Here is a 15,707-nt window from a genome sequence, read left to right on the forward strand (position 1 = left end):
CGGCCAGCGTGGCACTGTGATACTCCCGTTCAGAGGTGGATTCAAGGGGTCAGGTCGCTGCAGTGCAAGAGTCGGTCGCCGCCGTGCGTTTTGTCGCCCTACAAGCTGCGTAACGTGGCGTCACGGTGCACAAAGACACCGGCAACCACAACAACAACCTGCCGAGGGCTCCACCATGAACCGACTGATCCGCCGCTGCGTGTTCGCACTCAGCGCCAGCGCCATCTTGAGCACCAGCGTTCTCGCGGCCGATGCCGCCTCTTGCAAGAACGTGCGCATGGGCGTGGTGAACTGGACCGATGTGATCGCCACCAGCGCCATGACCCAAGTGCTGCTCGATGGCCTCGGCTACACCACCAAGCAAACCAGCGCTTCCCAGCAAATCATCTTCGCCGGCATCCGCGACCAGCGCCTGGACCTGTTCCTCGGCTACTGGAACCCGTTGATGACCCAGACCATCACCCCGTTCGTTGACGCCAAGCAGGTCAAAGTCCTCGACAAGCCCAGCCTGGAAGACGCCCGCGCCACCCTCGCGGTGCCGAGCTACCTGGCCGAGAAAGGCCTGAAAACCTTTGCCGACATTGCCAAGTTCGAGAAGGAGCTGGGCGGCAAGATCTACGGCATCGAACCCGGCTCCGGCGCCAACACCCAGATCAAGGCGATGATCGCCAAGAACCAGTTCGGCCTCGGCAAGTTCCAGTTGGTGGAATCCAGCGAGGCCGGCATGCTCGCCGCCGTCGACCGCGCGGTGCGCCGCAAGGAAGCCGTGGTGTTCTTCGGCTGGGCGCCGCATCCGATGAACGTCAACATTGCCATGACCTACCTCACCGGCAGCGACGACGCCCTGGGCCCGAACGAAGGCATGGCCACGGTATGGACAGTGACGTCGCCGAACTACGCCGAACAGTGCCCCAACGTGCACAAACTGCTGACCAACCTGACCTTCACCGCCGCCGATGAGAGCCGCATGATGCAGCCGTTGCTTGACCACAAAGACGCCCTGGAATCAGCCCGGCAGTGGCTCAAGGACCACCCGCAGGACCAGGCGCGCTGGCTGGAAGGTGTGACCACCTTCGACGGCAAACCGGCGGCGGCCAACCTGCAACTCACCAGCAAATAAGCTTTTTCCGAACCACCGTTTCGCGGTCATTACCGACCGCGAACGGCATCACCACGCCTGTAAGGAACCTGCCCCATGAACCACGACGTCATCATCACCTGCGCACTCACCGGTGCTGGCGACACGACCGCCAAGAGCCCACACGTGCCGGTCACCCCCAAACAGATCGCGGCCGCCGCCGTAGAAGCCGCCAAGGCCGGCGCTACCGTCGTGCACTGCCATGTGCGCGACCCCGACACCGGCAAATTCAGCCGCGATGTGGCCCTGTACCGCGAAGTGATGGAGCGCATCCGCGAGGCTGACATCGACATCATCGTCAACCTTACCGCCGGCATGGGCGGAGACCTGGAGATCGGCAGCGGCGAAAACCCGATGGAATTCGGCCCCAATACCGACCTGGTCGGGCCGCTGACGCGCCTGGCCCATGTCGAAGAGTTATTGCCGGAAATCTGCACCCTGGACTGCGGCACCCTCAACTTCGGCGATGGCGACACCATTTACGTGTCCACCCCGGCACAACTGCGTGCCGGCGCCAAACGTATCCAGGAACTGGGCGTAAAGGCCGAGCTGGAGATTTTCGACACCGGCCACCTGTGGTTCGCCAAGCAGATGATCAAAGAAGGCCTGCTCGACGATCCGCTGTTTCAACTGTGCCTGGGCATCCCTTGGGGCGCCCCGGCCGACACCACCACCATGAAGGCCATGGTCGACAACCTGCCGGCAGGTGCAGTGTGGGCCGGCTTCGGCATCGGCCGCATGCAAATGCCGATGGCCGCACAGGCGGTGTTGCTGGGCGGCAACGTGCGAGTCGGTTTGGAAGACAACCTGTGGCTGGACAAAGGCGTGCTCGCCACCAATGGCCAACTGGTCGAACGCGCCGGCGAAATCCTCAGCCGCCTGGGCGCGCGGGTCATGACCCCGGCGGAGGGTCGCATCAAGATGGGCCTCACCAAGCGCGGCTAGCCCCCGCCAAAACCTCATCAAATATGTGGGAGGGGGCTTGCCACCGATAGCGGTGGATCAGTACCGAAGATATCGCTGACTCAGCGTCATCGGCGGCAAGTCGAATCGTCGCACCGCCCCTTCCACAAGGGATCACTGAACTCTTTAGGACGTCGCCATGCGCTTTATCACTGAAATCAAAACCTTCGCCGCCCTCGGCAGCGGCGTTATCGGCAGCGGCTGGGTGGCCCGTGCCCTGGCCCATGGGCTGGATGTGGTGGCCTGGGACCCAGCGCCCGGCGCCGAAGCCGCGTTGCGCAAACGCGTGGCCAATGCTTGGGGTGCCCTGGAAAAAAATGGCCTGGCGCCCGGCGCGTCCCAGGACCGCTTGCGCTTTGTGAGCACCATCGAAGACTGCGTAAAAGACGCTGATTTTATCCAGGAAAGCGCCCCGGAACGCCTGGAGTTGAAACTGCAACTGCACAGCCAGATCAGTGCGGCGGCCAAGCCCGATGCGCTGATTGGCTCGAGCACCTCAGGGCTGTTGCCGAGTGAGTTCTACGAGAGCTCGACCCACCCGGAACGCTGCGTGGTCGGCCACCCTTTCAACCCGGTCTACCTGCTGCCGCTGGTGGAAGTGGTCGGCGGCAAGCACACCGCGCCCGAGGCTGTGCAGGCGGCGATCACAGTGTATGAATCCCTCGGCATGCGCCCCTTGCATGTGCGCAAGGAAGTCCCCGGTTTTATCGCCGACCGCTTGCTGGAAGCCTTATGGCGCGAGGCGCTGCACCTGGTGAACGACGGCGTGGCAACCACTGGCGAAATCGACGACGCAATCCGTTTTGGCGCCGGCTTGCGCTGGTCGTTCATGGGCACTTTCCTCACCTACACCCTGGCCGGCGGCGATGCTGGCATGCGCCACTTCATGGCCCAGTTCGGCCCGGCGTTGCAGTTGCCGTGGACCTACCTGCCGGCGCCGGAGCTGACGGACAAGTTGATCGACGACGTGGTCGATGGCACCAGCGCTCAACTGGGCACCCACAGCATTTCGGCGCTGGAGCGCTATCGTGATGATTGCCTGCTGGCGGTACTCGAAGCGGTGAAAACCACCAAAGCCAAGCACGGCATGACCTTCGCCGAATAATGGAATGCAGACAATGCCCGCACTGACCACCTACACCACACAGATCCAGCCCGATTGGGTGGACTACAACGGCCACCTGCGCGACGCGTTCTACCTGCTGATCTTCAGCTACGCCACCGACGCGTTGATGGACACCCTCGGCCTGGACAGTGAAAACCGCGCAGCCAGCGGCCATTCGCTGTTCACTCTGGAGTTGCACCTGAACTACCTGCATGAAGTGAAACTTGGCGCCGAGGTGCAAGTGCAGACCCAACTGATCGCCCATGACGCCAAGCGCCTGCACCTGTATCACAGCCTGCATCGGGTTGGGGATGAGCAGGCACTGGCCGGCAACGAACAGATGCTGCTGCACGTCGACCTGGCCGGGCCGCACGCGGCGCCGTTTACCCAGGCGACGCTGGAGAAAATCGCGGCCATCCGCACCGAGCAAGCCGACCTGCCGCCCCCGGCGCTGCTCGGACGCGTGATCGGTTTGCCACCGAAGAAATAGCGCAAAAAAAGCCCCGATCCAGCCGTGACAGGATCGGGGCAGAGGAGGCCTTGTGAGAGCGATGCATTTCGAGGGTGACCAAACCTTCAAGCTGCTTGCTGAGGCCAGTGTGCCGATTAGTGCAGCCGGCAAGTGGCCCGAAAACGACCTGTTCATAGCCATCTAAGCCATCCGGGCCACACGCCCTTGCCGATGGCGTCGGGGGCTACCAGAATCCAGGCAGATCCCCGCTCCCCTAACCAGGATAAACGTCATGATGCACGCGGATTTGATTGACCAGGATGACCTGCTGAGCCAGTTGCGCTCGCTGGGTTTCGAAGTATCCAGCGGCGCCAGCGCCGAGCAGGCGTGTGAGTGCGCGGTACGCGGTTTGAGCGAAGCACGGGCCAAGGCGCTCAAGGGCATGGTCGAGCGGATGTACGGCGGCAGCGCGACGATTTTGCCGGCGGTGCGTCAGGCTATCGATAAGCAGTTGTTGCCGGCGTTGATGCAGTTCAAGCAGAACTCTGGGGCCTGACCGATGGCTATCGGGGGCAAGCCCCCTCCTACCTTTGACTGTGTTCACAAATCAAAATGTGGGAGGGGGCTTGCCCCCGATACAGACGCCTCGGTCTAGAGCCTTACACTGGCAAACGTCGACTCATTGCGCGCCTGGCTCAATGCCGACATCGGCCCCGACAACGGTGACAACACCAGCGCCTGCGGAATCGGCATCATCGCCACTTGTTGGGTGGTGTTGGAACCGACGCGCTCATCCCGTGGCGGGATGCCGAAGTATTCGCGGTAGCACTTGGAGAAGTGCGGCGTGGAGACGAACCCGCACACCGAGGCCACTTCGATGATCGACATCGGTGTTTGCTTGAGCAACTGCCGCGCACGGATCAGGCGCAACTTGAGGTAGTAACGCGACGGCGAACAGTGCAGGTACTTCTGGAACAGCCGCTCCAGTTGACGCCGGGATACGGCGACGTAGACCGCCAGTTCGTCCAGGTCGATGGGTTCTTCCAGGTTGGCTTCCATCAGCGCGACGATTTCCTGCAGTTTCGGCTGGTTGGTGCCGAGCATGTGCTTGAGCGGAACGCGCTGGTGGTCTTGTTCGTTGCGGATGCGTTCGTACACGAACATCTCGGAGATCGCCGCCGACAGTTCACGGCCGTGATCGCGGCTGATCAGGTGCAGCATCATGTCCAACGGCGCGGTGCCGCCGGAACTGGTGAAGCGGTTGCGGTCGAGGGTAAACAGGCGCGTGCTCATGGACACACGGGGGAAGGCTTCCTGCATCGACGCCAGGCATTCCCAGTGCACGCTGCAATCGAAACCGTCCAGCAGGCCGGCACACGCCAGCGCCCAACTGCCGGTGCACACCGCGCCGAGGCGACGGGACTGGCGCGCTTGGCTTTGCAGCCATGACACATGTTCACGGGTAACGGTGCGCTGGATGCCCACGCCGCCGCACACGATCACGGTGTCCAGCACCGGGGCTTTGTGCATGGCCGCGTCAGGGGTGATTTGCAAGCCATCGCTGGCCCAGACCTGGTTGCCGTCGACACTCAGTGTGGTCCAGCGGTACAGCTCACGGCCGGACAGCTGGTTGGCCATGCGCAATGGTTCCACTGCGGACGCCAGGGAAATCAGCGTGAAATTGTCCAGCAGCAAAAAGCCGATGGATTGAGGCGCACGGTTCTGGGGTTGGGCCCCTGAGTTGAACGACGTCATCGCGGTATCTCCTCACACAAAGCAGGTGATGGCCTCAGGCGAGGCTCTTGTTATGGCGCTCTTCATCCGGACAAGGTGAGAGGCTTTGAATGGATAGAGCAATTGCCGTGCCTAAACTTGAATACCTATTCAATAAATCCTGAAAACGACCTGCTGACGCGTCTATATAGCCCTTGCGTAGAGTACGGAATATGCCCGGGAAGGGGCATAGAAGGGGCAACCCTCAAGGGGTGTGAGCAGTTCGGTAGCACTTGTGGGAAGGCGCTTTCAGCGCGTAGGAAAAGTCTGTCACCACACGCACGGGGGACGGATGGTCGGAGGGAAAATCGTTCGTGAGCTACTTATCTGTTTGCGACGCGCTAAAAGGTGGCGCGTTGGGATGCTGGTGTTCACTTTTTGAGCAGTTTTGTTTGAACTGCCGCTATCGGGGGCAAGCCCCCTCCCACATTTAAATTGGTGAACACAGTCACAGAGTGGGATGGAGCTTGCCCTCTCCCACATTCTGATTTGTGAACACAGCCAAGGGTGGGCAGGAGCTTGCCCCCTCCCAATTCTGATTTGTGAACACAGTCAACAGTGGGAAGGAACTTGCCCTATCCCACATTCTGATTTGTAAACACAGCCAAGGGTGGGCAGGAGCTTGCCCTCTCCCACATTCTGATTTGTGAACCCGGTCAAGGGTGGGAGGGGGCTTGCCCCCGATGCAGGCGGCTGGGTCTTAACACTCGACCGCGCTTACCGCCAACCCACCCCGCGACGTTTCTTTGTACTTGTCATGCATATCCGCCCCGGTATCGCGCATGGTGCGGATCACCCGGTCCAGGGAGATAAAGTGCTGGCCGTCGCCGCGCAGGGCCATTTGCGCCGCGTTGATCGCCTTGACCGCTGCAATCGCGTTGCGCTCGATGCACGGCACCTGCACCAACCCGCCCACTGGGTCGCAGGTCAGGCCGAGGTTGTGTTCCAGGCCGATTTCGGCGGCGTTGCACAGTTGCTCCGGCGTGGCGCCGAGGATCTCCGCCAGGCCGGCCGCCGCCATTGCGCAGGCAGAACCCACCTCGCCCTGACAGCCCACTTCGGCACCGGAGATGGAGGCGTTCTTCTTACACAGAATCCCCACCGCCGCCGCACCGAGCAGGTAGTCGACCACGTTGGCTTCGGTGACCTCTTCGCTGAACTTCATAAAGTAGTGCAGCACTGCCGGGATGATCCCCGCCGCACCGTTGGTAGGGGCAGTGACCATGCGCCCACCGGCAGCGTTTTCTTCGTTGACGGCCAGGGCAAACAGGTTGACCCATTCCATGGCGCTCAAGGTTGAGCCGATCACATTGGGCTTGTTCAATTCCTGCAGGCTACGGTGCAACTTGGCGGCGCGGCGGCGTACGTTGAGGCCGCCAGGCAAGATGCCTTCATGCTTGAGGCCCTGCTCCACGCAATCCTGCATGGCGTGCCAAAGCTTCATCAGGCCGCTGCGGATTTCTTCTTCGGAACGCCACACCTTTTCATTGGCCATCATCAATTCAGCGACGCGCAACTGGTGGGTGTTACACAGCTGCAACAGCTCAACAGCGCTGGAAAAATCGTAAGGCAACTCAGTGCGGTCCATGTCCGCCACACCGCTTTGCGCCTGGGCTTCATCCACCACAAAACCGCCGCCTACCGAGTAGTAAGTGTCGCGGTGCAGCTCACCGTCATCGCCGTACGCCACCAGTGTCATGGCGTTGGGGTGGAACGGCAGGTTTTCGTCCAGCAGGCGCATGTCCCGGGCCCAGACGAAGGGCACCGGCAAGCGCCCGTCGAGCAGCAGTGTGTCGGTTTCGCGCAGGGTGCTGATGCGACCGGCGATCTGCGACGGGTCGATCGCGTCGGGCCACTCGCCCATCAAGCCCATGATGGTGGCCGTGTCGCTGCCATGGCCGATGCCGGTGGCCGACAACGAGCCATACAGCTGAACTTCGACACGCCGCACCCGTTCCAACCACTCACGTTCACGCAGTGCTTGAACGAACAACGCTGCGGCGCGCATAGGGCCGACGGTGTGCGAACTCGAAGGCCCGATGCCGATCTTGAACAGGTCGAAAACGCTGATAGCCATTAACGTGAAACTCCTCGATAAGCACGGGCCGGGCTCGAACGAGGTGCTACGCTCAGATCGCCCAGATGGCGGCATCATCAAGGTTTTATTCGCTGCCTCGGCGTCTCACACCGACGTAACCATGCTCACCAGCGTCGCTTGCATGTGATCACCTGTTTTGGCCGTTTTTAACGGTGCAGACGGGCAAAAACAGCAGTTTTGCCCTGGTAAAAACCTGTAAACGACGTCACCAACACTGGATACGACCCTGCCTGTACTGGATACGACGCCCCCTGTAGGCGTCAGATTTTCACTGGTACATGATCAGTTCCGACTCGTTTGCAAGGCACCGTGCCAGAGCTGTCATCGCACGCTCCAACCGCAACACTGAATAAAGCGCGGCAGATGCCGCCAGAAAAAACACAGGAGTCTAGCCTCATGAAAGCTTCACCCTCGTTGTTGTTGGCCGCCATGCTGAGTCTGCCAGTCCTGGCGCACGCGGCAGAACCGGAACAGTGCAAGACCGTCAACTTCTCCGATGTCGGCTGGACCGACATCACCGTCACCACCGCGACCACCAGCGAAATCCTCAAGGCCCTGGGCTACAAGACCAAAACCACGATGATTTCGGTACCCGTGACCTACAAGTCCCTGGCCGACGGCAAGAACATGGATGTGTTCCTCGGCAACTGGATGCCGACCATGGAAAACGACATCAAGCCGTACCGTGATGCCGGCACCGTGGAAACCGTGCGCGCCAACCTGGAAAACGCCAAGTACACCCTGGCGGTGCCCGAGGCGCTGTACGAAAAAGGCCTTAAAGACTTCGCAGACATTGCCAAGTTCAAGGACCAACTGGGCGGGAAGATCTACGGCATCGAACCGGGTAACGACGGCAACCGCACCATCCAGACCCTGATCGACAAGAACGCGTTCGGCTTGAAAGACGCAGGCTTCAAAGTGGTCGAATCCAGCGAAGCCGGCATGCTGTCCCAAGTGGAACGGTCTACCAAGCGTGACCAGGCCATCGTGTTCCTCGGCTGGGAACCGCATCCGATGAACACCCGCTTCAAGATGAAGTACCTGACCGGCGGTGACGATTCGTTCGGCCCCAACTACGGCCAGGCCACCATCTACACCAACGTGCGCAAGGGCTACACCCAGGAATGCAGCAACGTGGGCCAGTTGCTGAAAAACCTGGTGTTCACCCTGAACATGGAAAGCACGCTGATGGGCAATGTCCTGGACGACAAGATGAAGCCCGACGCCGCCGCCAAAGCCTGGCTGCAGAAAAACCCGCAAGTGCTCGACACCTGGCTCGCCGGCGTTACCACCGTCGACGGCAAACCCGGCCTTGAGGCCGTCAAAGCCTACCTCGCCAAATAACACCCGCTGACCCCGGGGCGGTGCGCTGCCCCGGGATGTTTTCCCCTTCGCATGTGGACATTCACTACCATGCTGACTGAACAGAAAATCCCACTAGGCCAGTACATCGCTGCCTTCGTCGAATGGTTGACCCAACACGGCGCCAACTACTTCGACGCAATCGCATCGACACTGGAAACGATGATCCACGGCGTGACGTTTGCGCTGACCTGGTTCAATCCGCTGGCATTGATCGGTCTGATTGCGCTGCTGGCTCACTTTATTCAACGTAAATGGGGCCTGACGGTTTTTGTCATCGCCTCCTTCCTGCTGATCCTCAACCTGGGGTACTGGCAGGAAACCATGGAAACCCTCGCGCAGGTGCTGTTCGCCACCCTGGTCTGCGTGGTCATCGGTGTGCCGCTGGGCATTGTTGCCGCGCACAAACCGTTGTTCTACACCATGATGCGGCCGGTGCTCGATCTGATGCAGACCGTACCGACCTTCGTCTACCTCATCCCTACCCTGACCCTCTTCGGGCTGGGTGTGGTGCCTGGGCTGATTTCCACGGTGGTGTTCGCGATTGCCGCGCCGATCCGTCTGACTTACCTGGGCATCCGTGATGTACCGCAAGAGTTGATGGACGCCGGCAAAGCCTTCGGCTGCTCGCGCCGTCAATTGCTCTCGCGCATTGAACTGCCACACGCCATGCCGAGCATTGCCGCCGGCATTACCCAATGCATCATGCTGTCGTTGTCGATGGTGGTGATCGCGGCCCTGGTGGGTGCCGACGGCCTCGGTAAGCCGGTGGTCAACGCACTCAACACCGCCGACATCGCCCTGGGCTTTGAAGCGGGCCTGGCGATCGTATTGCTGGCCATCATGCTCGACCGCATCTGCAAACAACCCGATGCCAAAGTAGGGGGTGATGCATGAGCATTATCCGATTCGACAAAGTCGACGTGATCTTCTCCAAAGACCCACGCGAAGCGCTCAAGCTGCTGGACCAGGGCATGAGCCGTAACGAGATTCTGAAAAAGACCGGGCAGATTGTCGGCGTTGAAAAGGCCAGCCTGGATATCGAAAAAGGCGAGATCTGCGTGCTGATGGGCCTGTCGGGCTCCGGCAAATCCAGCCTGCTGCGCTGCATCAACGGCCTCAACACCGTCAGCCGCGGGCAGCTGTTCGTGGAGCATGAAGGTCGGCAGATCGACATCGCTTCCTGCACCGACGCTGAGCTGAAAATGATGCGCACCAAGCGCATCGCCATGGTGTTCCAGAAGTTCGCCCTGATGCCCTGGCTGACGGTGCGCGAGAACATCAGCTTCGGCCTGGAAATGCAGGGCCGTCCGGAAAAAGAACGGCGCAAGCTGGTGGACGAAAAGCTCGAACTGGTGGGCCTGGCCCAGTGGCGCAACAAGAAGCCCGACGAGTTGTCCGGCGGCATGCAGCAGCGCGTCGGCCTGGCCCGCGCCCTGGCGATGGACGCCGACATCCTGCTGATGGACGAACCTTTCTCCGCCCTCGACCCGCTGATCCGCCAAGGCCTGCAGGACGAGTTGCTGGAACTGCAACGCAAGCTGAGCAAAACCATCGTATTCGTCAGCCATGACCTGGACGAGGCGCTCAAACTGGGTAGCCGTATTGCGATCATGAAGGACGGCAAGATCATCCAGTACAGCGTGCCGGAAGAGATCGTGCTGAACCCGGCGGACGACTATGTGCGCACCTTCGTCGCCCACACCAACCCGCTGAACGTGCTGTGCGGCCGTAGCCTGATGCGCACCCTGGACAACTGCAAGCGCGTCAACGGTTCGGTGTGCCTGGACCCGAGCGGCGACTCGTGGCTGGACCTGGCCGAAGGCAACACTATCCAGGGCGCCCGCCAGAACGGTGCGGTGATGAACCTGCAGAACTGGGCACCGGGGCAACCGGTGGAAGGTCTGGGCCGCGTACCGACCTTGGTGGATTCGAATATCGGCATGCGTGATGCGCTGCAGATTCGTTATCAGACGGGTAACAAGCTGGTGTTGCATGACAACAACCAGGTGGTGGGGATCCTCGGCGACAGTGAGCTCTACCATGCCCTGCTGGGCAAAAACCTGGGCTAGCACACACTGCAAAACAACGGTGGGAGGGGGCTTGCCCCCGATAGCGGTGGATCAGTAACAGACGGACTGACTGACACACTGCAATCGGGGGCAAGCCCCCTCCCACATTTTTTGCCCCAGTGGGGTCAGTGACACCACCGGGCTTTCAACGCATCAGCTATAGACACGGCCAAGGAGCTGCCGATGGCTTTCAAACTGATCGAGCACATCCCGGGTGATTTGCTCCGGGGTGAAGCCCATCAGGTCGTATTCCTGAGGCCCGTTGTGCAGGTAGACCTCGGCACGGTAATAGCGCGTGCGCTCTTCTTCGGGCACATCGTTGGGCGCCGACGAGTAAGCATCCAGGCTCACCTCATAAACGAACGGATTGCCCTCTTCCATCTCGATGCGCACACCGATGCAGCGCTTGGACTTGCCCAACAGTGTCTGCACTTGCAAACCTTGTTCACGCAGCGCAGTCGCCGCTTCTTCCAAGGCCGGGGTGACGTGCTTGTCCATAAAGCGCTGCACCGTGGCCTGGCTCGGTTGCAAATCCAGTGCGGTCAAACGCTCGCTGAAGCCACGACGCCCACGTTCGGCCAGTTGCGCCTGCTCCTGTTCGACCGCCACGTCCTGACGCATGGCCTTGTGCAAACCGAACATAAAGAAAATCAGCACCACCGAGAACGGCAGCCCCGCCAGCACCACCATGGTCTGCATGGCTTCGAAGTTACCGGCGAACAGCAGGCCGATGGTCACCAGGGTGATCACCGCCGACCAGAAGATCCGCAGCCAGTGCGGCGCATCTTCATCTACGTTGCCGCCTTTGCAGGAAAGGTTGGCCATCATCACCGCGCCGGAATCCGCCGGGGTCAGGAACAGTACAAAGCCGACAAAGATCGACACACCAATCACGACTTTCGACGCTGGGTAGTACTCCAGCAATTGGTAGATCGCCATGGACGGCTGTTCCAACGCCGTCTTGCCCAACTCCACCGCGCCATGGTTCAGCACCAGGTCCAGCGCCGAGTTACCGAAGATCGACAACCACGCCAGGGTAAAGCCCAGCGGAATCAACAGTACGCCCGCCACCAGTTCACGCACCGTACGGCCACGGGAAATCCGCGCGATGAACATGCCTACGAATGGCGCCCAGGAAATCCACCAGGCCCAGTAGAACAGAGTCCACAGGCCCATCCAGCGTTCGGTCTTGGCACCGTCGCCTTCGTAGACGTACAGGTCGAAGGTTTTCAACACCAGGCCGTTCATGTAATCGCCGATGTTCTGCACGAAGCCGTTGAGCAGGTGCAGGGTCGGGCCGAACAACAACACAAAGATCAGCAAACCGCTGAACAGCACGATGTTGAGGTTGGACAAACGACGGATACCGTTCTCCACCCCCGACACGGCGGCGATGGTCGCCACGGTGCTCATCACGATGATCACGATCAGCAGGTTGGTGTTGCTGTGCTGCATGCCGAACAGGTTTTCCAGGCCGGACGACACCTGCATCGCGCCGATGCCCAGGTTGGTCACCAGGCCCAGCAGGGTCACGAACATGCCGAAACCGTCCACCGCGTGGCCGGCCGCGCCCTTCACCCAGCGCTCGCCCACCAGCGGGTACAACGCCGAGCGCAAGGCCAGCGGCTGGTTATGCCGGTAGGCGAAGTACGCCACGGCCAGGCCGACGAGGGCGTAGATCGCCCAGCCGTGCAGGCCCCAGTGCAGAAAGGTCAGTTGCAGCGCCTGGCGCGCGGCCAGGTTGCTGCCGGCCACGCCTTCGGGCGGGTTGAAGTAATGGTCCAGCGGCTCCGAAGCGCCGAAGTACAGCAGCGAAATGCCGATCCCCGAGGAGAACAACATGCCGGCCCAGGCGCCGTAGCTGAAGTCCGGGGTGTCGTCCTTGCTGCCCAGTTTCAATTTGCCGTAGGACGAAAACGCCAGCCCCACCACAAACACCAGGTAAGCGGCGATGACTACCATGTAGTACCAGCCAAAGCTTTTGGACAGCCACGCCTGGGCGACCCCAAGCATGCGCCCGGCCTCCTGCGGGGCGGCGATCAGGACAGCGGTCAACAACAGAATCAGCGCGGTGGAGGTGTAAAACACCCAACCGTTGACCCGGACCTTTTCCGGCGGGGTCTTTATAAGAGAGGCAGAACTCATGGCGCAGATGCTCCGGGCAGTGCGAGAGAGAAACACAAGGCAACGGTTATCCCGGGACATCGATTTTTCGGCAGTCGACGGACGGGTGTTATAAAGACACCCCGAAAATCCCCGCCCCCGCGAAAGCGGCGGCAGGCCCTTGAGCGGGCCCTTCCAGGGATGTTCCAGGTGTCAGATGTCGCTGTCAGAACGGGCTGAAAACCTGCCAGCAGCGACGATTTGTCGCAGAGCTTATTCTTTGTTGATTGAACGTTCAATCAAAACAAAATAGACTGGCCTTCAAGCCGATGGACGTGATCGCCCGCCGGCAGGCCTAAGGAGACGTGCTACATGCCCAAGGTCGGTATGCAACCCATACGCCGCCAACAGTTGATCGAAGCCACGTTGACGGCCATCGATCAAGTGGGGATGGCAGACGCCAGCATTGCGCTGATCGCCCGTCTGGCCGGTGTATCGAACGGCATCATCAGTCACTACTTTCAAGACAAGAACGGCCTGATCGCCGCAACGATGCGGTACTTGATGAATGTGCTGATCGAGAACGTCTACGAGCGCAGGCTTGCGCTGAAGGATGACAGCCCACGGGCACACATTCAGGTGATCATCGGAGGCAACTTCGACGCCAGCCAGGTCAATGGCCCGGCAATGAAAACCTGGCTGGCCTTCTGGGCCGCCAGCATGCATCACCCGTCATTGCACAGGTTGCAGCGGATCAACGATCAACGTCTGTATTCCAACCTGTGCTGCCAGTTCCGCCGAGCGCTGCCGCTGCCCGAAGCCCGCAGCGCGGCTCGCGGCCTGGCGGCGTTGATCGACGGTTTGTGGTTGCGCGGCGCTCTGTCGGGAGACGCTTTCGACACGGAGCAGGCGCAACGCATCGCTTACGAATACATGGATTTCCAATTGGCCAAGCAGGTGAGTTAGAGCCCTTATAAATGCTCAACCCCTGAACGTCCGCCGCGCAGTGATGCCACACCCTCATGGCCCACTGTCGGCGGGTAACGCCAACCACTTATGCACTTGCGAGGACTTTATGGCCCGTTTCGACCTGCAAAAACTCTACATTGACGGCGGCTACAGCGACGCTGGCAGCGATGTCACTTTCGAAGCCATCAACCCGGCTAACGGTGAAGTTCTCGCCCAAGTGCAACGTGCAACGAAAGAAGACGTTGAACGTGCCGTGGTCAGCGCTGAAAAAGGCCAGAAAATCTGGGCCGCAATGACTGCCATGGAGCGCTCGCGCATCCTGCGTCGTGCCGTCGACATCCTGCGCGAGCGCAACGATGAGCTGGCCGCCCTGGAAACCCTGGACACCGGTAAAGCCTTCTCCGAAACCAAGTACGTCGACATCGTTACCGGCGCCGACGTGCTGGAATACTACGCAGGCCTGGTGCCGGCCATCGAAGGCGAGCAGATCCCGCTGCGCGACACTTCCTTCGTCTACACCCGCCGCGAACCGCTGGGCGTGGTCGCCGGTATCGGTGCGTGGAACTACCCGATCCAGATCGCCCTGTGGAAATCCGCCCCGGCCCTGGCCGCCGGCAACGCGATGATCTTCAAGCCGAGCGAAGTCACCTCGCTGACCACCCTGAAACTGGCCGAAATCTACACCGAAGCCGGTGTTCCCGCCGGTGTGTTCAACGTCCTGACCGGCAGTGGCCGTGAAGTCGGCACCTGGCTGACCGAGCACCCGCGCATCGAAAAAGTCTCGTTCACCGGCGGCACCGACACCGGCAAGAAAGTCATGGCCAGCGCGTCGAGTTCCTCGCTCAAAGACGTCACCATGGAACTGGGCGGCAAGTCCCCGCTGATCATCTTCGACGACGCCGACCTGGATCGCGCCGCCGACACCGCCATGATGGCCAACTTCTACAGCTCTGGTCAGGTCTGCACCAACGGCACGCGCGTGTTCGTGCCCAAGCACCTGCAAGCGGCGTTCGAAGCCAAGATCGTCGAGCGCGTGGCGCGCATCCGCATCGGCAACCCGGAAGACGAGAACACCAACTTCGGCCCGCTGGTCAGCTTTGCCCATATGGAAAGCGTGTTGGGCTACATCGCCAAGGGCAAAGAGCAAGGCGCACGCCTGCTGTGCGGCGGCGATCGCCTGACCGATGGCGACTTCGCCAAAGGCGCATTCGTGGCACCGACCGTGTTCACCGACTGCACCGACGACATGACCATCGTGCGTGAAGAAATCTTCGGCCCAGTGATGAGCATCCTCACCTACGAGACCGAAGAAGAAGTGATCCGCCGCGCCAACGACACCGACTTCGGCCTGGCCGCGGGTCTGGTGACCAAGGACCTGAACCGCGCCCACCGCGTGATTCATCAACTGGAAGCGGGCATCTGCTGGATCAACGCCTGGGGCGAGTCCGACGCGAAAATGCCGGTGGGCGGCTACAAGCAATCGGGTGTGGGCCGTGAGAACGGCATCAGCTCGCTGAACAACTTCACCCGCATCAAATCGGTACAGGTTGAGCTGGGCGATTACGCATCAGTGTTCTGATGAGCCTCAAGCGGCGAGCTTCAAGCTGCAAGCTCGCCGCACCTCCCAGATACACCGCTCGCTGCTCTTTCTTGCAGCTTGAAGCTTAGAGCTT

At 60.8% G+C, this 15,707-nt stretch carries 13 protein-coding genes; 10 read left to right on the forward strand and 3 right to left on the reverse strand.

All coding sequences use genetic code 11. The features are described from left to right. Positions 1–175 precede the first annotated feature (175 nt). The 5 genes from HRH33_RS24955 (at position 176) to HRH33_RS24975 (ending at position 4,213) form a co-directional block, all read left to right on the forward strand. Positions 176–1,120: a choline ABC transporter substrate-binding protein gene (locus tag HRH33_RS24955; RefSeq protein WP_034101185.1), complete on the forward strand. Its 945-nt coding sequence runs from the start codon at positions 176–178 to the stop codon at positions 1,118–1,120. Between the two features lie 75 nt (positions 1,121–1,195). Next, entirely contained in the window at positions 1,196–2,083 is an 888-nt protein-coding gene (gene cdhC, locus HRH33_RS24960; RefSeq protein WP_034115323.1) for a 3-dehydrocarnitine:acetyl-CoA trimethylamine transferase CdhC, read from the forward strand. A gap of 157 nt (positions 2,084–2,240) precedes the next feature. Beyond that, on the forward strand, positions 2,241–3,206 hold the full coding sequence (locus HRH33_RS24965) for an L-carnitine dehydrogenase (protein ID WP_034139621.1): 966 nt from the start codon (positions 2,241–2,243) through the stop codon (positions 3,204–3,206). Between the two features lie 13 nt (positions 3,207–3,219). Next, complete coding sequence (locus HRH33_RS24970) at positions 3,220–3,696, forward strand: thioesterase family protein (RefSeq protein WP_034101189.1); 477 nt, start codon at positions 3,220–3,222, stop codon at positions 3,694–3,696. 253 nt (positions 3,697–3,949) lie between these two features. Beyond that, positions 3,950–4,213, forward strand: a complete 264-nt coding sequence (locus tag HRH33_RS24975) for a hypothetical protein (RefSeq protein WP_034101191.1) — start codon at positions 3,950–3,952, stop codon at positions 4,211–4,213. 95 nt (positions 4,214–4,308) lie between these two features. On the opposite strand, the gene gbdR is transcribed toward HRH33_RS24975, so the two are convergent. Both gbdR and HRH33_RS24985 read right to left on the reverse strand, forming a co-directional pair. Further along, positions 4,309–5,412: a choline metabolism transcriptional regulator GbdR gene (gene gbdR / locus HRH33_RS24980; protein WP_034139622.1), complete on the reverse strand. Its 1,104-nt coding sequence runs from the start codon at positions 5,410–5,412 to the stop codon at positions 4,309–4,311. A 718-nt stretch (positions 5,413–6,130) separates the two neighbouring features. Further along, positions 6,131–7,507, reverse strand: a complete 1,377-nt coding sequence (locus tag HRH33_RS24985) for an L-serine ammonia-lyase (protein WP_034101194.1) — start codon at positions 7,505–7,507, stop codon at positions 6,131–6,133. A gap of 417 nt (positions 7,508–7,924) precedes the next feature. Here HRH33_RS24985 and HRH33_RS24990 point away from each other — a divergent pair, with 417 nt between their 5' ends. From HRH33_RS24990 to choV, 3 genes are all read left to right on the forward strand, one after another. Beyond that, positions 7,925–8,872 carry a choline ABC transporter substrate-binding protein gene (locus tag HRH33_RS24990; RefSeq protein ID WP_094064264.1) on the forward strand — a complete coding sequence of 316 codons (948 nt, stop codon included), beginning with the start codon at positions 7,925–7,927 and terminating at the stop codon, positions 8,870–8,872. A gap of 69 nt (positions 8,873–8,941) precedes the next feature. Next, entirely contained in the window at positions 8,942–9,787 is an 846-nt protein-coding gene (choW, locus tag HRH33_RS24995) for a choline ABC transporter permease subunit (RefSeq protein ID WP_016972877.1), read from the forward strand. Further along, positions 9,784–10,962 (forward strand): choline ABC transporter ATP-binding protein, encoded by a 1,179-nt coding sequence (gene choV, locus HRH33_RS25000; protein ID WP_034101196.1) that lies wholly within the window; start codon positions 9,784–9,786, stop codon positions 10,960–10,962. Before choW ends, choV begins: the two co-directional genes overlap by 4 nt. 153 nt (positions 10,963–11,115) lie before the next feature. Here the strand turns inward: choV and HRH33_RS25005 are convergent, their stop codons facing one another. Beyond that, positions 11,116–13,050, reverse strand: a complete 1,935-nt coding sequence (locus HRH33_RS25005) for a BCCT family transporter (protein ID WP_243269822.1) — start codon at positions 13,048–13,050, stop codon at positions 11,116–11,118. A 387-nt stretch (positions 13,051–13,437) separates the two neighbouring features. Between HRH33_RS25005 and betI the strand changes: the two genes are divergently transcribed. Beyond that, positions 13,438–14,031 (forward strand): transcriptional regulator BetI, encoded by a 594-nt coding sequence (gene betI / locus HRH33_RS25010; protein WP_034101198.1) that lies wholly within the window; start codon positions 13,438–13,440, stop codon positions 14,029–14,031. 109 nt (positions 14,032–14,140) lie between these two features. Further along, on the forward strand, positions 14,141–15,613 hold the full coding sequence (gene betB, locus HRH33_RS25015; RefSeq protein ID WP_167417812.1) for a betaine-aldehyde dehydrogenase: 1,473 nt from the start codon (positions 14,141–14,143) through the stop codon (positions 15,611–15,613). Positions 15,614–15,707: the final 94 nt, after the last annotated feature.

It is taken from the genome of Pseudomonas rhodesiae (assembly GCF_013285305.1).
Taxonomy (GTDB): Bacteria; Pseudomonadota; Gammaproteobacteria; order Pseudomonadales; family Pseudomonadaceae; genus Aquipseudomonas; species Aquipseudomonas rhodesiae.